General features: G+C 71.1%; 24 protein-coding genes, 1 tRNA gene and 1 pseudogene. 19 read left to right on the top strand and 7 right to left on the bottom strand.

Annotated elements, in window-relative coordinates; genetic code table 11:
- The 9 genes and pseudogenes from Q0L15_RS07620 to Q0L15_RS07580 form a co-directional block, all read left to right on the top strand.
- Positions 1-339, top strand: a pseudogene (locus Q0L15_RS07620) (L-arabinose isomerase); the annotation flags it as partial.
- A 68-nt stretch (positions 340-407) separates the two neighbouring features.
- Positions 408-1,493 (top strand): multiple monosaccharide ABC transporter substrate-binding protein, encoded by a 1,086-nt coding sequence (gene chvE / locus Q0L15_RS07615; RefSeq protein WP_296603375.1) that lies wholly within the window; start codon positions 408-410, stop codon positions 1,491-1,493.
- 76 nt (positions 1,494-1,569) lie between these two features.
- Complete coding sequence (gene mmsA / locus Q0L15_RS07610) at positions 1,570-3,099, top strand: multiple monosaccharide ABC transporter ATP-binding protein (protein ID WP_296603374.1); 1,530 nt, start codon at positions 1,570-1,572, stop codon at positions 3,097-3,099.
- A 3-nt stretch (positions 3,100-3,102) separates the two neighbouring features.
- Positions 3,103-4,365 carry a multiple monosaccharide ABC transporter permease gene (gene mmsB / locus Q0L15_RS07605; protein WP_296603372.1) on the top strand — a complete coding sequence of 421 codons (1,263 nt, stop codon included), beginning with the start codon at positions 3,103-3,105 and terminating at the stop codon, positions 4,363-4,365.
- A 106-nt stretch (positions 4,366-4,471) separates the two neighbouring features.
- Positions 4,472-4,636: a hypothetical protein gene (locus Q0L15_RS07600; protein ID WP_296603371.1), complete on the top strand. Its 165-nt coding sequence runs from the start codon at positions 4,472-4,474 to the stop codon at positions 4,634-4,636.
- Between the two features lie 141 nt (positions 4,637-4,777).
- Positions 4,778-5,443 (top strand): dTMP kinase, encoded by a 666-nt coding sequence (tmk, locus tag Q0L15_RS07595; RefSeq protein WP_296603370.1) that lies wholly within the window; start codon positions 4,778-4,780, stop codon positions 5,441-5,443.
- On the top strand, positions 5,440-6,609 hold the full coding sequence (locus Q0L15_RS07590) for a DNA polymerase III subunit delta' (RefSeq protein ID WP_296603369.1): 1,170 nt from the start codon (positions 5,440-5,442) through the stop codon (positions 6,607-6,609). The genes tmk and Q0L15_RS07590 overlap by 4 nt, the downstream gene beginning before the upstream one ends.
- Positions 6,606-8,168 carry an alpha/beta hydrolase gene (locus Q0L15_RS07585; RefSeq protein ID WP_296603368.1) on the top strand — a complete coding sequence of 521 codons (1,563 nt, stop codon included), beginning with the start codon at positions 6,606-6,608 and terminating at the stop codon, positions 8,166-8,168. Before Q0L15_RS07590 ends, Q0L15_RS07585 begins: the two co-directional genes overlap by 4 nt.
- Before the next feature lie 109 nt (positions 8,169-8,277).
- Positions 8,278-8,433 carry a hypothetical protein gene (locus Q0L15_RS07580; RefSeq protein ID WP_296603366.1) on the top strand — a complete coding sequence of 52 codons (156 nt, stop codon included), beginning with the start codon at positions 8,278-8,280 and terminating at the stop codon, positions 8,431-8,433.
- Between the two features lie 24 nt (positions 8,434-8,457).
- Here Q0L15_RS07580 and Q0L15_RS07575 read toward each other — a convergent pair whose 3' ends face one another.
- The 4 genes from Q0L15_RS07575 to Q0L15_RS07560 are packed head-to-tail and all read right to left on the bottom strand — an operon-like array spanning position 8,458 to position 12,874.
- A complete protein-coding gene (locus Q0L15_RS07575) occupies positions 8,458-9,837 on the bottom strand; it encodes a PLP-dependent aminotransferase family protein (RefSeq protein ID WP_296603364.1) in 1,380 nt (459 codons plus the stop codon).
- Between the two features lie 24 nt (positions 9,838-9,861).
- The gene (locus Q0L15_RS07570; RefSeq protein WP_296603362.1) at positions 9,862-11,241 is read right to left on the bottom strand and encodes a flavin monoamine oxidase family protein; all 1,380 of its coding nucleotides are present in this window, start codon (positions 11,239-11,241) and stop codon (positions 9,862-9,864) included.
- Positions 11,238-12,431, bottom strand: coding sequence for a C69 family dipeptidase (locus Q0L15_RS07565; protein ID WP_296603361.1), 1,194 nt, complete (start codon positions 12,429-12,431; stop codon positions 11,238-11,240). Before Q0L15_RS07565 ends, Q0L15_RS07570 begins: the two co-directional genes overlap by 4 nt.
- Positions 12,432-12,469: 38 nt before the next feature.
- The gene (locus Q0L15_RS07560) at positions 12,470-12,874 is read right to left on the bottom strand and encodes a limonene-1,2-epoxide hydrolase family protein (RefSeq protein ID WP_296603359.1); all 405 of its coding nucleotides are present in this window, start codon (positions 12,872-12,874) and stop codon (positions 12,470-12,472) included.
- A 133-nt stretch (positions 12,875-13,007) separates the two neighbouring features.
- Here Q0L15_RS07560 and Q0L15_RS07555 point away from each other — a divergent pair.
- The 4 genes from Q0L15_RS07555 to Q0L15_RS07540 all read left to right on the top strand — a co-directional run bounded on the left by Q0L15_RS07555 (position 13,008) and on the right by Q0L15_RS07540 (position 15,301).
- Positions 13,008-13,083: transfer RNA gene (locus Q0L15_RS07555), tRNA-Thr, on the top strand.
- Between the two features lie 260 nt (positions 13,084-13,343).
- Positions 13,344-13,823 (top strand): sigma-70 family RNA polymerase sigma factor, encoded by a 480-nt coding sequence (locus Q0L15_RS07550; protein WP_296603358.1) that lies wholly within the window; start codon positions 13,344-13,346, stop codon positions 13,821-13,823.
- A complete protein-coding gene (locus tag Q0L15_RS07545) occupies positions 13,820-14,431 on the top strand; it encodes a methylated-DNA--[protein]-cysteine S-methyltransferase (protein ID WP_296603357.1) in 612 nt (203 codons plus the stop codon). Before Q0L15_RS07550 ends, Q0L15_RS07545 begins: the two co-directional genes overlap by 4 nt.
- A gap of 135 nt (positions 14,432-14,566) precedes the next feature.
- On the top strand, positions 14,567-15,301 hold the full coding sequence (locus tag Q0L15_RS07540) for an SDR family NAD(P)-dependent oxidoreductase (protein WP_296603356.1): 735 nt from the start codon (positions 14,567-14,569) through the stop codon (positions 15,299-15,301).
- Positions 15,302-15,397: 96 nt separating this feature from the next.
- Here the strand turns inward: Q0L15_RS07540 and Q0L15_RS07535 are convergent, their stop codons facing one another.
- Entirely contained in the window at positions 15,398-15,880 is a 483-nt protein-coding gene (locus tag Q0L15_RS07535) for a MarR family transcriptional regulator (protein WP_296603355.1), read from the bottom strand.
- A gap of 78 nt (positions 15,881-15,958) precedes the next feature.
- On the opposite strand from Q0L15_RS07535, the gene Q0L15_RS07530 reads away from it, so the two are divergent.
- Together Q0L15_RS07530 and Q0L15_RS07525 are read left to right on the top strand one after the other, a co-directional pair.
- The gene (locus Q0L15_RS07530; protein WP_296603354.1) at positions 15,959-16,813 is read left to right on the top strand and encodes a hypothetical protein; all 855 of its coding nucleotides are present in this window, start codon (positions 15,959-15,961) and stop codon (positions 16,811-16,813) included.
- Positions 16,814-16,979: 166 nt separating this feature from the next.
- On the top strand, positions 16,980-17,909 hold the full coding sequence (locus Q0L15_RS07525; RefSeq protein ID WP_296603353.1) for a DUF3068 domain-containing protein: 930 nt from the start codon (positions 16,980-16,982) through the stop codon (positions 17,907-17,909).
- A gap of 11 nt (positions 17,910-17,920) precedes the next feature.
- On the opposite strand, the gene Q0L15_RS07520 is transcribed toward Q0L15_RS07525, so the two are convergent.
- On the bottom strand, positions 17,921-18,274 hold the full coding sequence (locus Q0L15_RS07520) for a hypothetical protein (protein WP_296603352.1): 354 nt from the start codon (positions 18,272-18,274) through the stop codon (positions 17,921-17,923).
- A gap of 92 nt (positions 18,275-18,366) precedes the next feature.
- The gene (locus Q0L15_RS07515) at positions 18,367-19,122 is read right to left on the bottom strand and encodes an SDR family NAD(P)-dependent oxidoreductase (protein WP_296603351.1); all 756 of its coding nucleotides are present in this window, start codon (positions 19,120-19,122) and stop codon (positions 18,367-18,369) included.
- 490 nt (positions 19,123-19,612) lie between these two features.
- Here Q0L15_RS07515 and Q0L15_RS07510 point away from each other — a divergent pair, with 490 nt between their 5' ends.
- The 4 genes from Q0L15_RS07510 to Q0L15_RS07495 all read left to right on the top strand — a co-directional run bounded on the left by Q0L15_RS07510 (position 19,613) and on the right by Q0L15_RS07495 (position 24,338).
- Positions 19,613-20,596 carry an ABC transporter substrate-binding protein gene (locus Q0L15_RS07510; RefSeq protein WP_296603349.1) on the top strand — a complete coding sequence of 328 codons (984 nt, stop codon included), beginning with the start codon at positions 19,613-19,615 and terminating at the stop codon, positions 20,594-20,596.
- Positions 20,597-20,686: 90 nt separating this feature from the next.
- Complete coding sequence (locus Q0L15_RS07505) at positions 20,687-22,276, top strand: sugar ABC transporter ATP-binding protein (RefSeq protein WP_296603348.1); 1,590 nt, start codon at positions 20,687-20,689, stop codon at positions 22,274-22,276.
- Positions 22,273-23,322 (top strand): ABC transporter permease, encoded by a 1,050-nt coding sequence (locus Q0L15_RS07500; RefSeq protein ID WP_296603346.1) that lies wholly within the window; start codon positions 22,273-22,275, stop codon positions 23,320-23,322. The genes Q0L15_RS07505 and Q0L15_RS07500 overlap by 4 nt, the downstream gene beginning before the upstream one ends.
- Positions 23,319-24,338, top strand: a complete 1,020-nt coding sequence (locus Q0L15_RS07495) for a sugar ABC transporter permease YjfF (protein WP_296603345.1) — start codon at positions 23,319-23,321, stop codon at positions 24,336-24,338. Before Q0L15_RS07500 ends, Q0L15_RS07495 begins: the two co-directional genes overlap by 4 nt.
- The last annotated feature ends 29 nt before the right edge of the window (positions 24,339-24,367 follow it).

The following is a 24,367-nucleotide window of genomic DNA, read 5'->3' as shown; positions in this document are numbered from 1 at the left end:
GGCGTCGTGCTCGGCACCGCCGACCTCGGCGACCGGTTCCGCTTCGTCGCGAACGAGATCGAGGTCGTCCCGCCGGCCGAGCCGCTGCCCAACCTCCCGGTCGCCCGCGCTGTGTGGCGACCGGCCCCCGACCTCCGCACGTCCACCGAGGCCTGGCTCGCAGCCGGCGGTCCGCACCACACGGTGCTGTCCACCGCGCTGAGCGCCGAGCACCTCGAGGACCTCGCGGAGATGCTCAGCACGGAGCTCGTGCTGATCGACGCCGACACCACCATCCGCGGCCTGACCAAGGAGCTGAAGTGGAGCGCGGCGTACCACCGACTGGCGCAGGGCCTGTGATGGGACCGGCGACCGGAGCAGGGCACAGGACGGACCTGCGCCCCCAGGTAGTGAATTGGAGAAGGTGCATGCGCAAGCTACTCACCACGATCGTCGCAGGCAGCCTTGCGCTGACCCTCGCCGCGTGCGGCGGGGACGACGACTCGAAGGGCGACGGCGGCTCCGGCGGCGGCGGGACCATCGGTGTCGCGATGCCGACCAAGTCCTCGGAGCGTTGGATCGCCGACGGCAACAACATCAAGAAGCAGCTGGAGGACGCCGGATACTCCGTCGACCTGCAGTACGCCGAGGACGACATCCCGACCCAGGTCTCCCAGGTCGAGAACATGGTCACCAAGGGCGTCGACATGCTGGTCATCGCGGCCATCGACGGCAAGGCCCTCGGCGACGTGCTCGAGACCGCGGCGAGCCAGGACATCGAGATCCTGTCGTACGACCGCCTGATCCGTGACTCCGACGCGATCAGCTACTACACGACCTTCGACAACTTCAAGGTCGGCGTGATCCAGGCCCAGTCGCTGGTCGACGGTCTCAAGGCCACCGGTGAGCCCCCCTACAACGTCGAGCTGTTCGCGGGCTCGCCCGACGACAACAACGCGACGTTCTTCTGGAACGGCGCCATGTCGATCCTCCAGCCGATGATCGACTCCGGCGACATCGTGGTGCCCTCGGGTCAGACCGACTTCGACCAGGCCGCCATCCTGCGTTGGGACCCGGCCACGGCCCAGAAGCGCATGGAGGACATCCTCACCAAGACCTACGCCTCCAAGACGGTCCAGGGCGTGCTCTCGCCCTACGACGGCCTCTCGCTCGGCATCATCGCCGCCCTCCAGGGCAACGGCTACGGCGGCGGCGGCAAGGCCCTGCCGGTCGTCACCGGCCAGGACGCCGAGGTGCAGTCGGTCAAGTCGATCATGGCCGGTGAGCAGTACTCCACCGTGTTCAAGGACACCCGCGACCTTGCCAAGGTCACCGTCGACATGATCAAGGCCATCAGCGCGGGCGACGAGCCCGAGGTCAACGACACCGAGACGTACGACAACGGCGTCAAGGTCGTCCCGTCCTACCTGCTCGACCCGGTGCTCGTCACCAAGGAGAACGTGCAGACGGCCCTCGTCGACACGGGCTACTACACCGCCGACGAGCTGAAGTGATCCTCCCGCGGGCGGGCTCGGCGATCCCGGGTCCGCCCGCGGGCTACCAACCCTGATCCACCGAGGAGGTGGCCCCATGGCCCAGCCGATCCTGGAGATGCGCTCGATCACGAAGCGCTTCCCCGGCGTGCTGGCGCTGTCGGACGTCAACCTCGCCGTCGCGCGTGGTGAGATCCACGCGATCTGCGGTGAGAACGGCGCCGGCAAGTCGACGCTGATGAAGGTGCTGAGCGGTGTCCACCCGCACGGGACCTACGAAGGCGAGATCGTCTACGAAGGACAGCCCGTCGAGTTCACCAACATCCGGCAGAGCGAGGCGGCCGGCATCGTCATCATCCACCAGGAGCTGGCGCTCATCCCCGACCTCTCGATCGCCGAGAACATCTTCCTCGGCAACGAGACCGCGACCCGGGGCGTCATCAACTGGGACGAGGCCAACAGCCGAGCCATCGAGCTGATGGCTCGCGTCGGCCTGCGGGAGAACCCCCTCACCGCGGTGAAGAACCTCGGCATCGGCAAGCAGCAGCTGGTCGAGATCGCGAAGGCGCTGAGCAAGGAGGTCAAGCTCCTCATCCTCGACGAGCCGACCGCTGCGCTGAACGACGAGGACTCCAACCACCTGCTCGACCTGCTCAAGGGGCTGCAGGGCAAGGGCATCACCTCGATCATGATCAGCCACAAGCTGAACGAGATCGCCCGGATCTCCGACTCCATCACGATCCTGCGTGACGGCAAGACCATCGAGACGCTGGACGTCACCGCCGGTGGCGTCGACGAGGACCGGATCATCCGTGGGATGGTCGGCCGGAGCCTCGAGCACCGGTTCCCCGACCACACCCCCCAGATCGGCGACGTGCTGCTCGAGGTCCGGGACTGGAGTGTCATGCACCCGATGGACCACAACCGGGTCGTGATCGACCGCGCGAGCCTCTCGGTGCGCCGTGGCGAGATCGTCGGCATCGCGGGACTGATGGGCGCCGGGCGCACCGAGCTGGCCCGGAGCGTCTTCGGACGCTCCTACGGCAGCAAGCACCACGGCACGATCACCCTCGGCGGCAAGGAGCTGCGGCTCAAGTCCGTGCACGACGCCATCAAGGCCGGCATCGCGTACGTCAGCGAGGACCGCAAGGGGCTCGGCCTCAACCTCCTCGACGACGTCAAGACCTCGATCTCCTCTGCCGGACTCGACCGGCTCCGCAAGGGGCTCACGGTCGACGAGCGCGAGGAGGTGCTGGTCGCCGAGCGCTACCGGCGCAGCTTCGGCATCAAGGCGCCGACGGTGACCACCGGGGTCCGCCAGCTGTCGGGAGGCAACCAGCAGAAGGTCGTGCTGGGCAAGTGGCTCTACACCGAGCCGCAGCTGCTGATCCTCGACGAGCCCACGCGCGGCATCGACGTCGGCGCCAAGTTCGAGATCTACGGGATCATCCAGACCCTCGCCCGCGAGGGCAAGGGTGTCCTGGTGATCTCCTCCGAGCTGCCCGAGCTGCTCGGGCTGTGCGACCGGATCTACACGCTCGCCGAGGGCGTGATCACCCACGAGTTCAAGCGTGGGGACGCCACCCAGGAGTCCCTCATGCGGTACATGACAGCGGATGCGAGATAACTGATGAGCTCCTTGACCACCATCCTGCGCGGGAACATCCGCCAGTACGGGATGATCATCGCCCTCGCGGCGATCGTGATCCTGTTCCAGTTCACGACCGACGGTGTGCTGCTCAAGCCGCTGAACGTCTCCAACCTGGTCGTGCAGAACGCCCACATCCTGATCCTGGCCATCGGCATGGTGATCGTGATCGTGGCCCGCCACATCGACCTCTCGGTCGGCTCGGTCGCCGCGTTCGTCGGCGCCGTCGGCGCGATCTTGATGACCAAGCACGACGTGCCCTGGTTCCTGGCCGTGATCCTCTGCCTCGCGCTCGGCGCCCTGATCGGCGCCTGGCACGGCTTCTGGGTCGCGTACGTCGGCATCCCGGCGTTCATCGTCACCTTGGCCAGCATGCTGCTCTTCCGCGGCCTCACGCTCGTCGTCCTCGAGGGCGCGACCGTCGGCAGCCTGCCCCAGGGCTTCAAGGACATCGGCAACGGGTTCCTGCCCGAGATCGGTCCCGACACCGACCTGCACAACCTGACCCTGCTCCTCGGCGTGCTCGTGGTCGCCCTGCTGGTGTTCTTCGACTTCCGCAAGCGCGCGGCCTCCAAGCGCTACAACTTCGAGGTCCTGCCGTTCGGGCTGTTCGTGCTCAAGCAGGTCGTGCTCGGCGCGGTCATCTTGGAGTTCAGCTACCTCCTCGCCGACGCGCGCGGCCTGCCGATCGTGGGCCTGATCCTGTTCGCCCTGATCGGGATCTACACCTTCATCATGTCTCGCACGGTCTTCGGCCGGCACGTCTACGCGATCGGCGGCAACGTCGACGCCGCCACGATGTCGGGCGTCAACACCAAGCGGGTCGACTTCCTCGTGATGACGAACATGGGCCTCCTCGCCGGCCTCGCCGGCCTGGTGACGACCGCTCGCCTCACGGCCGCCAACCCCAAGGCAGGTGTGAACTTCGAGCTCGACGCCATCGCCGCGTCGTTCATCGGCGGCGCAGCGGTCACCGGCGGTGTCGGCACCGTGATCGGCGCGATCATCGGTGGTCTGGTCATGGGCGTGCTCAACAACGGCATGTCGCTCAACAGCATCGGCATCGACTGGCAGCAGGCCATCAAGGGGCTCGTGCTGCTCGCCGCGGTCGCCTTCGACGTCTGGAACAAGAAGCGCACCGCCGGCACCGGTGGCGCGGGCGAGACCGAGCCCACGCCGCCACCGCCCGACGAGCTCGTCGAGGAGATGGCCCATCTCGAAGCGGAGCCACCCGGCGTCCGCTGAGGACCGCTGAGGACCGCTGAGGACCGCTGAGGACCGTTGAGGACCTCGGAGGACCTCGGAGGACCTCGGAGGACATCGCTCGGCGACGGGTGGGTACCGGTCGTGCATGGCTGATCCCACCCCCGCCCGCCGCCGAGCACTCATGCTGGTGGTCCTCGGCATCGCCGCCGTCGGGTTGCTCTCCATGCTGCTCATCGGTCTGCTCTCGGGTGACGACACCGACCAGATCGATCCCCAGAACGGAGAGCTCGTCACGCTGTTCCGTCGGTAGGCGCGAGGCCACCCGAGTCCGAGCCCCGAGACCCCCACCCTGACCAGGGGATCTCGGGGCTCGGCATCATCTCGCGCGGATCGAGGTCGCGGTTGTGGACCCCCGGTGGATTGCGTCGGCGCCGCCCCGTAGGTTCCTCGCGTGAGCACCGGTCCCGCCACCCCAGCTGCCTCGTACGCCGCCACCGGCGTGTTCGTGTGCTTCGAGGGCGGCGACGGCTCGGGCAAGTCCACCCAGTCCGGGCTGCTCGGTGGCTGGCTCGAGCAGGAGGGTCACGAGGTCGTGCTCACCTTCGAGCCCGGGGCCACCGAGGTCGGCCGCGAGCTCCGCGCGATCGTGCTGAGCCCCGAGACAGGTGAGATCTCCGACCGCACCGAGACCCTGCTCTACGCCGCCGACAAGGCCGAGCACGTGCACGCCGTCGTGCTGCCCGCCCTCGAGCGGGGCGCCGTCGTGATCACCGACCGCTACGTCGACTCCACGCTCGCCTACCAGGGTGCGGGCCGCGCCCTGGACATCGGGGAGGTCGAGCGGATCGCCCGCTGGGCCACCCACGACCTGCGGCCCCACCTGACCGTGGTGCTCGACCTCGACCCCGAGCACGGGCTCGGGCGCTTCGACGAGCGCGACCGCATCGAGGGCGAGTCGCTGGAGTTCCACCTGCGGGTGCGCGAACGCTACCTCGCGATGGCCGCCGCCGACCCCGACCACTACCTCGTCATCGACGCGCGGGCCGGCCGCGAGGACATCGCCCGCGCGGTGCGCGACCGCGTCGCGCCGCTGCTGTCCCAGGCGGCCCGCCGATGAGCGGCGGGACGGTCTGGGACGACCTGGTCGGCCAGCGACACGCGATCGAGGTCCTCCGGGCCGCCGCCGACGGGCAGGGCATGAGCCACGCCTACCTGTTCACCGGGCCGCCCGGGTCGGGACGGTCCAACGCCGCGGTCGCGTTCGCTGCAGCCCTCCAGTGCGAGCGGACCGGCGCCGAGCGCGGGTGCGGCAGCTGCCACGAGTGCCACACCGTGCTGGCCGGCAGCCACGCGGACGTGGCGGTGATCCGCACCGAGAAGCTCTCGATCGGCGTCGACGAGATGCGTGACCTGGTGCGGCGCTCCGCACTCGCCCCGGTCGGGCGGCGCTGGCAGATCATGGTCGTCGAGGACGCCGACCGGCTCACCGAACGCGCCTGGAACGCGCTCCTCAAGTCCATCGAGGAGCCCGCTCCCCGCACGGTGTGGATGCTGTGCGCCCCCACGGTCGAGGACGTGCTGCCCACGATCCGCTCCCGGTGCCGCCTGGTCACGCTGACCACGCCGACCGTGGACGACGTCGCCTCGTTCCTGGGTCGCACCGACGGCGTGGACGCCGCGCTCGCGTCGTACGCCGCACGCGCCAGCCAGGGTCACATCGGCCGGGCCCGAGCGCTCGCCCGCGACGAGGCGACCCGCAACCGGCGTCGCGAGGTCGTCGCCCTGCCGGCCCGGCTGGTCACCCTGCGCGCCTGCATGGACGCGGCCTCGAGCCTCAGCGAGCTGGCCAAGCAGGAGGCCGAGCTGATGACCGGCGAGCTCGACGCGCGTGAGAAGGCCGACCTCGACAGCGCCTACGGCGTCGTCGAACGCGGCCGGCGCCCCCGCGAGTACGCCCCGGCCCTGCGCGACCTCGAGAAGGACCAGAAGACGCGGGCCAAGCGCCGTCACCTCGACGTCGTCGACCGCGGCCTGATGGACCTCGTCTCGGTCTACCGCGACGCGATCGCGTTGTCCCTCGGCACGGCGGGCGTCCTGGTCAACGAGGAGATCCGCGGCGACATCGCCCTCCTGGCGCGGACCTCCCCGCCCGAGGCGCACCTGCGCCGCATCGCGGCGATCTTCGAGGCCCGGGAGCAAATGCTGGAGTTCAACGTGCAGCCGATGCTGGCCCTGGAGTCGATGATGGTCGCGCTCGTCGCGCCGGAGGTGCGCACCGGGTGAGGCGTGCCCTGGTCGTCCTCGTGGTCCTGGCGCTGCTGCTCGGCGTCGGGGGTGTCGCGGTGCTCGCGGCGCTCGACTCCGACGACGGCGGCACGTCCTCCACTCCGCGCACCGACGCGCCCACCACGACGCCCGACCCGGGGGCGACCGAGCCCCCCGACCCTGCGCTGGCGGAGTTCTACGGCCAGACGTTGCGGTGGTCGCAGTGCCCCGACGACGAGGCCCTGTGCTCGACGCTCACCGTGCCGCTCGACTACGCCGACCCGGGCGGCGACACGATCGACCTGGCCCTGCTCAAGGTGCCCGCCCAGGACCCCGACGCGCGCATCGGGTCGCTGGTCGTCAACCCCGGCGGGCCGGGCGCGCCCGGCACCGACTACGCCGCGAGCGCGGCGCAGGTGTTCCGGGAGCCGCTGCTCGACGCCTACGACGTGGTCGGCTTCGACCCGCGCGGCACCGGTGACAGCGACCCCGTCGACTGCCTCAGCGACGACGAGCTCGACGCCTACCTGGCCGGCGATCCCGACCCCGACACGCCGGAGGAGGTCACCACCTACGAGGGCTGGATCGACGCCCTGGGCCGGGGCTGCGCCGCGCGGTCCGGCGCACTGGCCGCCCACGTCACCACCGTCGAGGCGGCGCGCGACATGGACGTCCTGCGCGCGGCCCTCGGGGAGTCGACGTTGACCTACTTCGGTGCCTCCTACGGCACCAAGCTGGGCGCGACGTACGCCGACCTCTTCCCCGACAAGGTCGGCCGCCTGGTGCTCGACGGCGCGGTCGACCTCTCGATCAGCTCTCGCGAGCTCAGCCTCGAGCAGGCCGCCGGCTTCGAGACGGCCCTGCGCGCCTACGTCTCCAACTGCGTCGAGGGCACCGACAGCTGCTTCCTCGGCGACTCGGTCGACGAGGGGCTCCAGCGCATCCGCGACTTCATCGACTCCGTGGACGCCGACCCGCTCCCGGGGAGCGGCGGGCGCGAGCTCGAGGTGGGCAACGCGTTCTACGGGATCGTGCTCCCGCTCTACAGCCGCGACTACTGGGTGATCCTCAGCCAGGCGCTCAAGGCCGGTTTCGCAGGAGACGGCTCGGTGCTGCTGCAGCTCTCCGACCTCTACACCTCCCGCGGCGCCGACGGCTACACCGACAACAGCTCCGAGGCGATCTACGCGATCAGCTGTCTCGACGACCCCTACGCGATCGCTCCCGACGAGGTCGCCGCCAACCTGCCGGACTTCGAGAAGGCCTCGCCCACGTTCGGCAGCGTCTTCGCCTGGGGGCTCACCAACTGCGGCGGCATCCGGGTCCGCTCCAGCGAGAAGGACCGGCGCGTCCGTGCCGCCGGTGCCGCGCCGATCGTCGTGGTCGGGACGACCCGCGACCCGGCGACGCCGTACGACTGGGCGGTCCACCTCGCCGACCAGCTCGAGTCGGGCGTGCTCGTGAGCCGTGACGGCGACGGCCACACCGGCTACAACTCCGGCAACGAGTGCGTCGACGAGGCCGTCGAGGACTACCTGGTCGACGGCACGGTTCCCGAGGACGGCCTCAGCTGCTGAGCAGCGCCTCGGGGAGCGATTGGCCTGACCGAACTGCGGCCTGAGTGGCCGTAGGCGTCACGTGTCCTCCGATCTAGGTTCAAGGCATGACCTGGAAGGAGGACACCTGATGGAGATCAAGGACGCGTACCCGGAGCTCATCCTCCACGCCGCGCGCCAGAGGATCGCGGAGGACCAGCGGCGCTCGTGCCGGCGCAGCACACGGCGCCGGCGGCTGCGTGGCTGGGTCGGGCGCATGGTCGCGACCCGGCGCGAGGAGGACTGACCGAGCAGCCGCCCGGGCGGCTGCTCACCGCTGCGCGGGCCCGTGCAGGTCCTCGACCGCGAGCTGCAAGCGGCGCACTCCCTCGCGCATCCGCTCCGGGCCGTTGACGACGAAGTTGAGGCGCGCGAAGCGCTCGCCGCCGACACCGTCGGGGAAGAACGGGGCGCCGGCGGCGAGGCCGGTCCCACGCTTCTCGGCCGCGTCGGCCAGCGCGCCGGAGCCCAGGCCCGACGGGAGCCGTGCCCAGAGGAAGAGCCCACCGGTCGGAGGGCTCACGTCCCAGCCCAGGTCGCGCCGGACGGCGGCGACCAGGGCGTCCCGGCGGGGCCGGTACAGCCGAGCGCAGCGCGCGAGGTGCGCCTGGTACCGGCCCACGGCGAGGTACCGGTCGAGCGCCACCTGCATGAGCAGGGAGGTCGAGAGGTCCAGCGAGCGCTTCATCGACACGAAGCGCTCCATCGGCTCCCGGTCCGCGACCAGGTAGCCCACGCGGACCGAGGGCATGAGCAGCTTGGAGAACGTCCCGAGGTAGACGACCCGGCCGGGGGAGGCGAGCGACCGCAGGGCCGGCTGGGTGGGCCCGTCGTAGTGCAGGTCGCCCACGAAGTCGTCCTCGACGACCACCGCGTCGACCGACTCCGCGATCTCGAGCAGGCGGCGTCGCCGGTCGCCGGCCAGGGACGCGCCGGTGGGGTTCTGGAAGGTCGGCACGGTGTAGATCAGGCGCGGACGGTGGCGGCTGACGATGTCGGCCAGCTGGTCCACGCGCATGCCGTCCCGGTCGACGTCGACGCCGATCACCTCGGCGCCGAGGTTGGCAAGCAGCTCCAGTGCGCCGTCGTAGGTCGGGCGCTCCACGACGACGGGGTCGCCGCGACGGAGCAGCGCGAAGAACACCAACGCCAGTCCCTGCTGGGACCCCGAGGTGATCAACACATCGCGTGGATCGACGTGGATGCCCTGGGACGCCAGCATCTGCGCGATCGTCGCGCGCAGCGGCGGGTGGCCGGAGACCTCGGCGCCGTAGCCGAGCACCGCGGAGCCGTCGCGCCGCACGACGTCTCGGATGGTGTTCGTCATCGCCTTCACCGGGTAGAGATCGGGGTCGCCGACCCCGCGGAAGGAGACCTCGTCGACGGGTGCGGTCGAGACCGGACGGCCCGGCGCCGCGCCGGCCACGAACGTCCCGCTCCCCGGTCGCCCCTCGACCAGGCCGTCGGCGGCGAGCTCGGCGTAGGCGTTCTCGACCAGGATCCGGCTCACGGACAGGTCGGCGGCCAGTCGGCGGGTGGAGGGCAGCCGAGCTCCGGGAGGCAGCGCCCCGCTGAGGATCTCGGTGCGCAGTGCGGCAGCGACCTGGCGCCAGATCGGGGTCGGACCGTCTCGATCCACCGGAATGCGCACGGGCAGCTCACCTCGGTGCCGAGGCTACCGAGACCGCGTCCCTCCGGCAGGTCGATTTCCCAGCAGCGCGTGCACCTCGCCGGCCGTCGCCTCCCCGGACCGGACGGCGCCCTCCATGTAGCCGTTCCACACCGACGCGCACTCGGCGCCCGCCCAGTGCAGGCGGCCGATCGGCTCCCGCAGCGCGTGCCCGAACCCGGTCCACACACCGGGTGCGAAGTGAGCGCCGTAGCAGCCCCGGGTGAACTCCTCGGCCATCCAGTCCCGCTCGACGTACTCCAACGGCGTGGCCGCCTGCGGGCCGAAGTAGCGAACGAAGCAGTCGACGACCGCCGCCTGCCGCTCCTCGGGCGGCCGACGCGCCCACTCCCGGCCGTCGGCCGCCTCGATGAAGCCCATCAGGATGCCCCGGTCGTAACCGGGAGGGGTGTTGTCGAAGGTGACCTTGACCGGCCCGACGTCCGACCCCGCCTGCCCGTTGAGCCCCTCCTCGCGCCAGAACGGGGTGGGGTAGACGGCGTAGACCTTGAACACGCTGCCCGCGGGCACCTTCTGGGTCAGCTGGTCACGCCAGCCGGGAAGCGGCGGGTCGTACTCCAGCCGTCCCGCCAGGGCGGGTGGGACGGTGATGATCGCGCGCTGGGCGTCGTACGTCGTGCCGTCGCGGGTCGTGAGGCGCACGCCGTCCTCGCGGTGCGACACCGAGCGCACCGGCTGACCGAGGCGGACGTCCAGGTCGGCCGCGAGCCGCTCGCTGATCCGCCACGACCCGCCCGCGATCCGGTCCTGCTGCGCGCCGCGGTCGACCGCCATCAGCGTGTCCATGTCGGTGCCGGACCGGGTGTAGAACAGCGCGTGCAGCAGCGAGAGGTCCGAGAGGTCGGCGGAGAACACCGCCTCGCAGTAGAGCTCGAAGTACGCCCGCCCCTGAGGGGTGCGCAGGTTGCGCTGCACCCAGGTGCGGAACGTCTGGCCGTCCAGGGCGGCGGCCCGATCGCTCGACCACGGCTGCTCGAGGTCGACCTGTCGGGCGAGCCGAGCGAAGCGGAGCGTCCCCTGGGCGAGGTCGGCGATCGCGAACGGGTTCAGCCGGGGGATCGCGCCCTTCTTGCCGGCGAGGCGGCCGGTGCGGCCGCACAGCGAGAACACGATGTCGCCGTCGTTGTACGTCGGGACCGTCTCGAGCCCGAGCTCGGCGATCAGCTCGTACATGCGGTCCTGGGTCGGGCCGACCCACTGGCCGCCCAGCTCGATCCACTGGCCGTCGCTGAGCGCGCCGGCCTCCGTGCGGCCGCCGACGCGGTCGCGGGCCTCGAGCACGACCACCGACCTGCCGACCGTCTGCAGCCGCCTGGCCGCGGCCAGCCCGGACAGCCCCGCTCCGACCACCACGACATCGGTCATCTGCCGACCGCCTTCCTCTCGAAGTCCCTCCAGCGCCGGCGCGCCCAGGCGGGCCTGGTGTCACCCGGGGTCCCGGCGGCCGTCGCCGCCCACTCCTCGCGCAGCCCCTCCGCCTCGGCGAGGGCGTCAGCGGTCGTCGGCGGCCGTGCGACCCAGCGGCTCTGGACCTCGTCGCGTGCCGACGCGATCCGCGACTCGGCCCCGACCCAGTCGCGCAGCGCGTCGCGGTGCCATCGCTCGTGGCGCCACCACAGCGAGTGCTCGTCGCGCCGGTTGCTGACGCCCTCGGTGGGGTACGCCGCCTCCGTCAACGGCTCGTCCACGCGCAGCGGCACGAACAGCGACAGCGCCGGGTCGGCGGTGCCGGTCGCCCAGTGGATGCCCGTCCCCAGGTCGCTCACCCACGACGACACCGTCTGGCTCGAGGCGACCAGGCCGCCCGCGTGCATGTTCGGGCCGACCATGGAGCCGTTGACCGGGGACCACCGGGGGCCGCTCCCGGTCCCGTTGTCACGCAGGATCGACACGGCGTCGAGGACGCCTCCGGCCCCGCCCGCGCGGCGTTGGGTCAACGCCCGCCGCGAGGCGCAACGCGCGACCCGGCCGCGCAGCCGGTCGGCGTACCGCTCCGCGAAACCGGGGATCGTGAGCCCGTTGCTGATGCTGCGAGCCGCGCCGGTGACCTCCTCGGCGGCCCACCGCCGGCCAGCCGTCTCGAGCACGATCGCGCCGTCGCGGTCGGCGACCAGGAAGCTGTTGTGGTACGTGAAACGCCGGTGCTCGACGCTGCACGGCCCGCTCTGGCCGTGCTCCTCGAGGAGGGACACGATCACCTCCACCGCGGCCCGCGCGGAGTCCGACCGCTCGAGCGCGAGGCGCAGCAGGTCCATGCCGAGCAGGCCCGGTTCGAGACCGGTCGGCTCCGTGGTGAACACCGCCTCGTTGCCGATCGCCACGCCGTGCTCGTTGGCGCCCATCTCGGCGCCCCACATCCACCACGGGCGGGAGACCACGGTCGCGTGGGTGTGCCCGACCTGGGGGAGGTCGACGTACGTCGTGCGGGTGCGAGCACCCTCGGCGTGGTCGGCGGCGCTCGTCCACTCCCAGAGCTGGGCCTCGTTGGGGTCGCGGTCGGAGTTCTTCGCGAGCACCGTCCCGGTCTCGGTGCGGAAGACGAAGGTGTCGCACACGAGTCGCAGCGTAGGGCCGTCCCGCGCCGCGCGGGGAGCTATCGGGAGGTGAGCACCCGGCCCAGCCCGACGACGCCGGACGCCAGGAGCTCGAGCCAGCTGAACGCGTCGTCCCAGAGCGTGATCCGACCGTCACGCACCACGAACGTGCCGCGCACGCCGAAGGACGTCTCCCAACCGCCGTAGGCGAGGACGTCGGTGCGGTCGGTCAGCACGGTGTCTCCGTCCGCCGCGAGGTGGCGCCAGCGGACGTCGAAGCCGACGCCGCGCTTCTCCATGTCGGCGATCATCTGGTGCACCCGCTCCCCGCGGAACGTGGGCATCCCGGTGTTGCGCCACTCGACCTCGGGGTCCAGCAGCGCGAGCGCGGCCTCGGTCTCGGCACGCGCGAGGTGCTCGAGGAACGCGCGGACGACGGCTGCGGCGGGCTGCTCGGCGGTCATGCTCCGACGGTAACCCCGGTGCGACGCCGCGACACCCGCCCGTGGGACCGGTGCCGTTTTCGTGCACCGCGCCCGCCGTCCGTATACTTCTCCGGGTTGCCCGGACCCTGGACCTCCAGACGCCGGGCGGCACGCCGCCTTAGCTCAGTCGGTAGAGCGATTCACTCGTAATGAATAGGTCGTCGGTTCGATTCCGACAGGCGGCTCCACCACGAGCCCCTGGCCCGCAGCGATGCGCACCAGGGGCTCGTGTCATCCGAGGTGGGAGCCTCAGCCGTCAGGTTCTCCCGGATCGCTGCCGCCCCCGCACCCTGGACTGGTGCTTTCGCCTCACCGCGCACGGGTCCAGCGCGAAGGCGGGGCACCGATGTCGGAGCTGGTCGGGTCCCGAGGATGCGCAGGACGGCTGCTCGGGCAAGGATTCGGTGGGCAGACCTCACAACCGACCGCTGTGGAGCGTCTTTCGAAGGTGAAGCCATTCGACGACGTCGTCGCGGAGCACGGGGGTACCGTGCTCCGGGTCTGCCGTGCCGCGCTGGGCCAGTCGGACGCCGACGACGTCTGGACCGAGACGTTCGTGTCCGCCATGCGTGCCTATCCCGGCCTTCCCGACGACGCGAACGTCGAGGCATGGCTGGTCACGATCGCCCACCACAAGATCATCGACTTCCACCGGGCGGCGCGACGCCGTCCGGTCCCCGTCGACGTCCTCCCGGAGCCCGCCGCCGAACCGGCTCCCGAGCCCGGCGAGCACGATGCGCTCTACGAGGCGCTCCGGCAGCTGCCGGACAAGCAACGGCACGCGGTCGCCTACCACCATCTCGGCGGCCTCTCGCACCGCGAGGTCGCCCACGTCCTCGGGGGCACCGAGGCGGCAGCCCGGCGCGCGTCCGCCGACGGCATCAAGGCCCTGCGCCGCACCTACCAGCAGGAACGAGCACACCGATGAGCGAGCACACCCCGGACGAGGTCCTGTCGTCGCTGCCGAGCGACGACCCGCCGGCCCTCGCCCGCCTGCGTGACCGGCTCGCCGAGGCGTCCGACCTCGCGGACGTCCTCGACGTGGCCTACCGGACTCTCGACACGCCCGTCGGGCGCCTCCTCGTCGCCTCGACCGGGGACGGCCTGGTCCGTGTCGCCTACGCCCGGGAGGGCCACGACGCCGTGCTGCAGGCGCTTGCTGACCGGATCAGCCCCCGCGTGCTGCGCGCGCCCCGGCGCCTCGACCCCGTCGCGCGCCAGCTCGAGGAGTACTTCACCGGCAGGCGCACGTCGTTCGACCTCGCCCTCGACTACCGCCTGGCCTCCGGGTTCCGCCGCGACGTCCTGCAGCACCTGCGCGAGATCGCCTACGGACACACCGGGAGCTACGCCCAGGTGGCCGTCGCGGCCGGCAGACCACGAGCGGTCCGCGCCGTGGGATCGGCGTGCGCCAGGAACCCACTGCCGGTGGTCGTGCCCTGCCACCGCGTCATCCGCTCCGACGGGGCGCTCGGCGAGTACGTCGGAGGGCCCGACGCGAAGCGAACGCTGCTCGTCCTCGAGGGAGCCGCCTGATCGGGGGTCGGCGCACGCGATCGCGAATCCGCCCGAGGACCTCACGTCCGGATCGGCCCGCACGTCTGCTGGATGGAGCGCGCCGCGTTCCCCCAGGTCGGCTCGACCCGGGTTCTCGTCCTCGATCGGAGACCCATGACCATCGCACTCGTCACCGGCGCCACCCGCGGCATCGGTCTCGCCACCTCTCGCGCCCTCGCCCAGACCGGAGCCTGCGTCCTGCTCACCGGCCGCAACCTCGCCGACGCCGAGGCGGCTGCCGCGTCGCTGCGGCAGGAGGGGCTCGACGTACGACCCCTCGCGCTCGACGTGACGTCCTCGGACAGCATCGCCGCCGCCGCGGAACGGGTCGCCCGCGACCAGGGACGGCTCGACGTCCTGGTCAACAACGCCGGCGTCCTGCCGGAGGCCACCGACGCGACCGAGCACCACTTCGCCAACCCGGAGCTGGTCCGAGCGACCTTCGAGGTCAACGTGTTCGGCGCCGTCGCGGTGACCGAGGCCTTCCTCCCGCTCCTGCGGCGAAGCGCCGGGGCCCGGATCGTGAACGTCTCGACGACCATGGGCTCGCTCAGCGACCAGAACAACCCCGACTCGCCCTACTACCCGATGGTGGTGCCGGGCTACCAGAGCTCCAAGGCAGCCTTGAACAGCATCACGATCGGACTGGCGAAGACCCTCGCCCCGGCCGGCATCAAGGTCACCGCCGTCTGCCCGGGATTCGTGCAGACCGAGCTCACGCCGATGAACAAGGAACAGGCGCCCCTCACGGCGTCGCAGGCGGCCCAGGTCGTCCTGGCGGCCGCCACGCTTCCGGAGAACGCTGCGTCGGGGACCTTCGTCGGCGCACACGGACCGATCGCCTGGTAGCCGAGAACGCGCTGACGCCGGACCACGCGGGTCGTCTCGTCCCCACGGGTCCGGCGTCTCGGTCCGAGCTGCCGCCCGGCTGAACGGTGTGGCGGGTCAGGGCCGGTAGCCGGAGTCCGAGGAGAGCTCGTCGACCACTCGCGCCGCGGTCTGGTCGAGGGTGGTGAGCAGCTCGCGGACCACGCTCGGCTCGACCGGCAGCCGGGACTCGTAGCGGCCGAGCATCCGGCGGAACCCGCCGAGCGCGTTGCGGTGCTGGTCACGCCCGGCGTCGGTCAGGCGTACCCGGTAGGAGCGGCCGTCCGCGGGGTCGCGCTCGCGGACGATGTGCTCGCGACGCGCGAGCGCCTCGAGGAGTCCGGTCAGCGTCGACGGCGTGACGCCGAGGCGCGCGCTGAGCTCCCGGGGGGTCAGCGCGGCGGCGGCGAGCTGGCTGTAGACGGCGTACTCCGCGGGTCGGATGCCGGTGCCGTCGAGTGCCACCTCCATGAGGTCGCCCACGCGCTGGTGGAGCACGAAGAGGTCCAGCACGACGTTCCCGTCCGGCCCGCCGACCTGCCGCGCCTGCTCCTTCGCCACCTCGTCATCCTCTCGCGCGGATGCTGCGGGCGCACATGGTCATTGTCAGATAGTACGAGGTCGAACTAACATCCGGGGATGCTCATCCTCGCGCGACCACTGGTGGCTCTGGCTGCGGTGCTGTCGCTGGGTCTGCCGGCGGCCTGCTCGGAGGACTCCGAGACCGACGCCGCTCGGCCTCGGCCGACCCCGACCGTCGCCTCCGTCCGGCCGACGGAGCAGCCGTGGGTGCTGCCTCGCGGTCGGCTCGCGCGCTGCGGACCGCAGCCGCCGGCGGTGTCCGACCTGCGCTACGAGCACGTCCGGCTCGAGGACCCGGCGGTCGGCAGGAGCTCGGCCATCAGCGTCGGTCGCGGACCCACGGTGGTGGTCCTGCTCCACCAGACGAACGGCGACGGCTGGTGCGGGTGGCTCCCGTTCCTGGGGGCCCGACCGGACGCAGCGGTGAGGTTCTTGGCCGTCGACCTGTGCCGCTACGGGGCGTCGGACTGCGTGAAGGTCGAGTCAGGCCGCTTCGAGGCCGAGGACCAGACGGACCTGGTGCGCGTCGCCGTCGACCACGCACGCACCCGGATGGGCGCCCGTCGCGTGGTGCTCATGGGTGCTTCGATGGGTGGCAGCGTGGCGCTGATGGGCGCCTCGACCCTGGCGGGGATCGACGCGGTGGTCGACCTCTCCGGGCCGTCGGACTGGCCGGGCGCCGAGGTGGTCCGGCGCGGCCGAGCCGTCCGGGTGCCGGTCCTCGTGGCGATGGCCGGAGACGAGGGGCCGGAGGAGGTGGCCGCCGCGCGCGCCGTCGTCCGGAACGCGCCGGGTGGGAGCCGGCTCCACCTCGTCGCGCACGGCCACGGCTACGAGCTGCTCAACGACGACGACGGGCGCCCCCTCGCCTTCTCCCGAGCCGTGCTGCGGTGGATCGTGGACGCCGGATGAGCGACCCATGGAGAGAGGCTGCCGAGCGCAGCCGGGAGGCGTAGTGTGATCTACACCTCGTCGGCCACGGACATGAGCGGGGTGCAGTACGGTTCTGGCTGGTCGAAGCCGCTCGACCCGGGCGGGAGCCAATGCCCGGCCTGACGTACTCCGCAGAGGAGGCGCCATGCGCAAGGTGCTGCCAGTTCTTCTCGTCACGCTCGGCTCGTTCTTCGTCGTCGTGGCGATCGTCGCCCTCACCTGGGTGCCGGGCCAGGTCGAGCGCACGCCCCTCGACACCGACAACACCACCGCGCTGTCCGGCACCGCCGGGGTCTTCTCCGGTGGCGACGCCCTCGAGGAGGGCCCGGTCCTGGCCTGGAGCGGCAATGCGGTCGACTCCGAGGCCTCCGACGACGACAACGTCGTGTTCAACACCTCGCTGTGCCTGGTGCACGACGAGGGCGGCATCGACTCCTGCGTCGACAAGGACGACCCCGAGGGTCGGCTGATCAGCGCCGAGACCCAGCAGTTCGTCGCCGACCGTCACACCGCGATGACCGTCGACAACGGCGACTACCTGCCCGAGACCGCTCCTCAGCTCGCGGGCCTGCAGAACAAGTGGCCGTTCAATGCCGAGAAGAAGACCTACCCGGTGTGGGACGACATCGTCGCGGGGACCGTGGACGCGAAGTACGTCGACGAGGAGAAGATCGAGGGCCTCACCGTCTACAAGTACGAGTACGTCGCCCACGCGACCGGCGTGGAGCTCGTCGCGGACATCACCGGCACCTACGACGCGACGTACACCTTCTACATCGAGCCGCGCACGGGCTCGATCATCAAGCAGGTCGTCCACCAGGAGCGGGTCGCCGACGACGGCACGCCGCTGCTCGAGCTCGACCTCGCCTTCACCGACGACCAGGTCACGACCAACGTCGACGACGCCAACGATGCTCGAGCGACGCTCCGGCTGCTCGAGGACATCGTGCCGGTCGTGGGCCTCGCGGTCGGGATCCCGTTCGTGCTGGCAGGTCTGGCCCTCATGGTCCTCGGTCGCCGCAAGCGTGCCGCTGCCGCCCGGACCGACGGCCGGTCGACGACGACCGTCGGCTGACCCGGCTCGGCTCAGCTCGTCGCCGTGGCGGGAGCCTGCTCCCGCCACCGCCGGCGCACCTGGACCTCGTGCTCGATGAGGTCGACGACGGCGGGCGCGGAGCCGGCCTCCGCGCGGAGGACCTTGATCGCGTAGGGGTCGTCGCGGTGCTTCGCGACCGCGGGGGCGTCGGCGACCGCGACCCGGACGATCGTGCGGCCCTTGCGCGAGGTCTCGAGCGTCGCACCGGCGATCCGGTCCCACTCGAGCTCGTAGACGCGCTCGACGTGCCGGCGTGCGGCGTCTGAGGCGGTGCGGGTGATCCGGACACCGTCGATGGAGACATCGAGTCGGGCGTGACGCCCCGACACGTGAGTGGCTGCCACGTGACGATGAGACCACACGAAGGTGAACAACAGATCGGCAGGAGCGGGCCGGATCGCCGGGCGAGACATCCGCCCGCCGGGATCCTGGACGCCTACTGGGCGGTCCAGCCGCCGTCGACCGCGAGCAGGGCGCCGGTGACGAACGAGGACGCAGGCGCGGCCAGGAACGCGATGGCCTCCGCGACCTCCTCGGGCCGGCCGATGCGGCCGATCGGGTGGGCGGAGCCGAACCCCGCGAGCATCTCGCGGCCGTTCTCCGCGACTCCCTCCATGATGTCGGTGTCGATCACGCCCGGCAGCACGGCGTTGCTGCGGATGCCGTGGGGCCCACCCTCGATCGCGAGCACGCGCGTCATCTGGGCGAGCGCGCCCTTGGAGGCGGCGTACGCCGTCTGGGTCTCGAACGCCACCACCGAGGAGACCGAGGCGACCGAGACGATCGAGCCGCCGCCGGTCTCCTGCATGACGCGGAACGCCTCGCGGGCGTGGAGGAAGTTGCCACGGGCGTTGGTGGCCAGGATCGCGTCGAACTCCTCGACGCTCGTCTCGGTGATCAGCTTGTTGAGGGTCCGGCCGGCGTTGTTGACCAGGACGTCGACGCCGCCGAAGCGGTCGACGGCGAGCTGGACGGTGGCGCGGGCGACGTCCTCGTCGGCCGCGTCGCCCACGAGGACGGCGACATCGTCGCCAGCCTGCTCGCGGACCGTCTCGGAGACGTCGCTGAGGACGAGGCGCGCGCCGCGCTCGCGCAGCAGCGAGGCGGTCGCCAGCCCGATGCCGCGCGCGGCGCCGGTCACGACGGCCGTGGTGCCGGTCAGGTCGTAGGGGCGGGGGAGGGTGGTCGGCATGGGGATGGCGCTCCTGGTCGGGGCGCGGCCCGGGTGGCCGCGCCGTGCGGGATGGGTACGCCGCCCACGCTCGCGCCGATGACCGGCCCGTGGCAGGACCCGCTCCTCCTGGGTGCAGCCCACCCACCCGACGCCCGGCGTCATCCAGTCGCCCGCCCGAAGGGCATTGCGGTGACCTGCGTCACACCGGCACAGTGGATGCCCATCGGCGCGGTCCCGGCTGCAGCTCGCTCGGCGCCGCCGCGGCTCCCGGTGCGTCACTCGGCCCCGTCGGCCGATTGTGATCGTTAACGGACGTTCACCTCCGCAGCCTGGTCCAGGCCGATCAGCGCCGCGCACGGTGACGCTTGTGTTACCGAAATGTTACCGCTAACGTCTGGCGCCACCCCCAATTGTGAGGGTTAACATCCCGAGAAGTGGCACGTCCCGGGACTCGCGTCATCCAACTCAGCCGGCAGCCACCGCGCCGGTCCAGCGAGGAGGTTCGGAAGTGTTGAAGAAGGTCCTGACCGGCGTAGCGATGCTGGGTTCTCTGGCACTCGTCGCGACCGGATGCGGCGGCAGCTCGGACTCGGGCGACGGCTCGAGCGACAGCGGCGGCGTGATCAAGGTGGGCTTCGCCCAGACCGGCTCGGAGTCCGGGTGGCGCAGCGCCAACACGGAGTCCATGAAGGAGGCGTTCTCCAAGGAGAACGGCTTCGACCTGGTCTTCAACGCGGCGGACAACGACCCGGCGGCGCAGATCGCCGCTGTCCGCAGCTTCATCAACCAGGGCGTCGACGCGATCGTGATCGCCCCCATCGTCGAGGACGGCTGGGACGACGTGCTCAACGAGGCCAAGGAGGCCGACATCCCGGTCATCCTGGAGGACCGCACCGTGTCGTCCTCCGACGACCTCTACGCGGCCTGGGTCGGCGACGACTTCACCAAGGAGGGCGAGACCGCAGGGCAGTGGGCGGCCGACACGTTCGGCGACACCGCCACCAAGCTCGTCGTCCTCGAGGGCACGACCGGCTCGGCCCCGGCCAACGATCGCGCCACGGGCTTCGACTCCGCGATCGAGGGCACCAAGATCGAGAAGATCGACTCCCAGACCGGCGAGTTCACCCGCGACGGTGGCAAGAAGGTCATGGAGGGCTTCCTCCAGAAGTACGGCGTCGACGGGATCGATCTGGTGTTCGCCCACAACGACGACATGGCGCTGGGCGCCATCGAGGCGATCGAGGCCGCCGGCGGCACCCCCGGTGAGGACATCAAGATCGTGTCGATCGACGCGGTGCACGACGGCATGCAGGCTCTGGTCGACGGCAAGATCAACTTCATCGTCGAGTGCAACCCGCTGCTCGGGGACCAGGCTGCCGAACTCGTCAAGTCCGTCCTGAACGACGAGTCCGTGGACAAGCAGACCTTCGCGGTCGACCAGTCCTTCACCCAGGACCAGGCCGCCAAGGTCTTGGACTCGCGCCCCTACTGAGCCGAGCCGACCGACCGTCCATGCAGCCCGGAGGGGGGCTCCGCCGGTCCAGTCCCGGCGGAGCCCCTGCTCCGGAGACAGGGGTCCTCCATGCACACGTCCACCGGCGATGACCAGCGGTTCGTCGTCGAGATGAGCGCGATCACCATCCGCTTCCCCGGCGTGCTCGCGCTCGACGGCGTCGACCTCCGGCTGCGCCCCGGCGAGGTCCACGCGCTCCTCGGCGAGAACGGCGCCGGCAAGTCGACCCTCATCAAGGCGTTGACCGGCGTCTACGCCATCGACGAGGGCACCATCGTCGTCGCAGGCGAGCATCGGGTCTTCGGCTCCGCGGCCGACGCGCAGAGCGCCGGGATCTCGACGGTCTACCAGGAGATCAACCTCTGCCCGAACCTCTCGGTCGGCGAGAACGTGATGCTCGGTCACGAGTCCCGCACCGTCCGGGGCATCGACTGGCGGGCCACCCACCGCGCCGCGGCCGAGCACCTCGCGAGCCTGGGTGTCACGATCGACACCCAGTCGATGCTCGGCAGCCACTCGATCGCGGTCCAGCAGCTCGTCGCCATCAGCCGGGCCATGGTCCTCGACGCGCGCGTCCTGATCCTCGACGAGCCGACCTCCAGCCTCGACCGGGAGGAGGTCGACCGCCTCTTCGCCGTCGTCCGCGGACTGCGCGACCGGGGGGTCGCGATCCTCTTCGTGACGCACTTCCTCGACCAGGTCTACGAGATCTCCGATCGCATCACCGTCCTGCGCAACGGCCGGCTGGTCGGGGAGTACCCCGCCGCCGAGCTGTCGCGCGGAGACCTCGTCACCAAGATGATCGGGCGCGTGCTCGACGACCTCGAGGCGATCTCGGCCAGCGCGGAGCGCAGCGTCGACCGCTCGGTGACCCCGGTCCTCCGCGCTGAGAGCATCGGCCGCCGCGGCGTCCTGGACCCCGCCGACATCGACGTCTACCGCGGGGAGGTCGTGGGCATCGCCGGCCTCCTCGGCTCCGGGCGCACCGAGCTGGTCCGCCTGCTGTACGGCGCCGACCGGGCCGACACGGGGACCGTGGAGATCAACGGCGAGCGCACGAAGGTCACCAATCCCCGCCGGGCGATCGAGCGCCGCATCGCGTTCTCCTCGGAGAACCGCCGCTCCGAGGGCATCATCGCCGACCTGACCGTCGGCGAGAACATCGTCCTGGGCATCCAGGCCCGGCGTGGCTGGCTGCGGCGGGTGCGCCGCGCCGAGCGCGATGCCGTCGTGGCGGAGTACATGTCGGCGCTCGGCGTACGCCCCGCCGACCCCGACCGGATCGCGGGCGAGCTCTCCGGCGGCAACCAGCAGAAGGTGCTGCTCGCCCGGTGGCTCGCGACCGCCCCGGAGCTGATCATCCTCGACGAGCCGACCCGGGGCATCGACGTCGGCGCGAAGGCCGACATCCAGGCCAAGGTCGCCGAGCTCGCCGAGCAGGGTCTGTCGGTCATCTTCATCTCCTCCGAGCTCGAGGAGGTCCTGCGTCTGGCCCAGCGCGTCGTCGTGATGCGCGACCGCCGCAAGATCGGGGTGCTGGAATCGGCCACCGTGGACGTCGACGGCGTGATCGACTTCATGGCGACCCACGACATGGCCGCGCAGGGCGCGGCCCCGGCGGGCCCGGACGGGGCCCGGAGTGAGGGGAGCGTCGCGTGACCCGATGGATGCGGCACCGGCTGTTCCTGCCGGTCGTATCGCTGGTGGCCCTGATCCTGGTCAACGCCATCGCCCGCCCGCGGTTCGTCCAGATCACGGTCCGCGACGGCGAGCTCTACGGCGCGCTGATCGACATCCTGCGCAACAGTGCGCCCCTCATGCTGGTCGCGCTCGGCATGACCGTGGTGATCGCGACCCGAGGCATCGACCTCTCGGTCGGTGCGGTGATGGCGGTCTCCGGCGCCGTGGCGCTCACGATCATCGACGGGTCGTCCGACCCGGGCAACGTCGGCACCGTGCTCGTCGCCATCGTGGTCAGCGTCCTGGTCGCCCTGGTCCTGGGCGCCTGGAACGGCTTCCTCGTGGCGGTCCTGGAGATCCAGCCGATCATCGCGACGCTCGTCTTGATGCTCGCCGGTCGCGGGGTCGCCCTGCTGATCACCGACGGCTTCATCACGACCGTGACGAGCCCGCCGCTGAAGTACGTCGCCAGCGGCCACCTGCTCGGGCTCCCGTTCGCGCTGTTCATCTCGGTCGCGGCGATCGCGCTGATCGCCCTGATGGAGCGGCGTACCGCCCTCGGCGTCCTCACCGAGGCCGTCGGCATCAACCCCGAGGCGAGCCGCCTGACCGGCGTGCGGTCCCGGGGGATCATCCTCGGCGCCTACGTCGTCAGCGGAACGTTCGCCGGGGTGGCCGGGGTCATCTACAGCTCGAACATCATGGCCGCCGACGCGAACGCGGCCGGCGAGCTGATCGAGCTGTACGCGATCCTCGCCGTCGTCCTGGGAGGTACGTCGCTCACCGGCGGCAAGTTCTCGATCGCCGGCACCGTCATCGGCGTGCTCATCATCCAGACCCTGCAGTCGACGATCCTGTTCCTCGGAGTCTCCTCGGCGGAGAGCCCGGTGTTCTTCGCGTTCGTCGTGATCCTCGTGGTGCTGATCCAGTCGCCCCGGGTCTACCAGGTCGCCCGGCGCATGACCGGCGGCCGCAGGCACCACCCCGCCCCCGAGGTCACCACCGGTGTGGAGGTCACGTCATGAGCCAGAGCACGATGGCGATCGGTCGGCGCGAGCGCGTCTCCGAGCACGCCCGCACCTTCGTGAGCCGGCACGCCTCGATGATGCCGACCTTCGCCGCCCTGCTGATCTTCGTGCTGCTCCTGATCGGCGCGCAGATCCACTTCGGCGAGTTCGTCACGCCCCGCACCCTCTCGGCGCTGCTGCTCGACAACGCCTACCTGGTCATCCTGGCCGTCGGGATGACGATGGTCATCGTCACCGGCGGGATCGACCTCTCGGTCGGCTCGGTGATGGCCTTCACCGGCATCTCGTGCGCCGCGCTCCTCGACGCCGGCTACCCGGCCGTGCTGGTCGTGCCGGGCATCGTCGTGGCGGGTGGTCTGATCGGCCTGCTCGTCGGTGTGCTCGTGCAGTACTTCGACGTCCAGCCGTTCATCGCCTCGCTGGCCGGGCTGTTCCTGGGGCGCGGCCTGGCGTTCGTGGTCAGCCTGAAGTCCATCCGCGTCGAGGACGACGCCGTGCTGTGGCTGCAGACCACGCGGTACCGGTTCGGCGACTGGTACATCACGCCCACCGGCATCCTGGCGCTCGTCGTCGCGCTGCTGGGCGCGTTCGTCATGCAGTACACGCGGTTCGGCCGGACGATCTACGCCGTGGGCGGCAACGAGCAGTCGGCGCGGCTGATGGGCCTCGCGGTCGCTCGCACGAAGGTGCTCGTCTACGTCATCAGCGGCCTCTGCGGCGGCCTGGCGGGCCTGGTCCTGACGGCGTACTCGGGCGCCGGCTACCCGCGCAACGGCATCGGGACCGAGCTCGACGTGATCGCCGCCGTCGTGATCGGCGGGACGCTGCTGACCGGTGGCACCGGCTACATCCTGGGATCGGTGATCGGCGTGCTCGTCTACGGCACGATCAAGACGGTGATCTCCTACATGGGCGCCGAGCAGTCCTGGACGCGCATCATCGTCGGGCTGATGCTGCTCTCGTTCATCGTCGTCCAGCGGGTGATCGTGGTCCGTGCGGAGAGACGACGATAGGCGGCCGGGACGGCGATCATCCTCGATAA

Origin of the sequence: Nocardioides sp. (assembly GCF_024509035.1) — a bacterium.
GTDB lineage: Bacteria > Actinomycetota > Actinomycetes > Propionibacteriales > Nocardioidaceae > Nocardioides.
The sequence above is the reverse complement of the archived record's forward strand: the minus strand, read 5'-3'. Positions and strand labels throughout refer to the sequence as shown.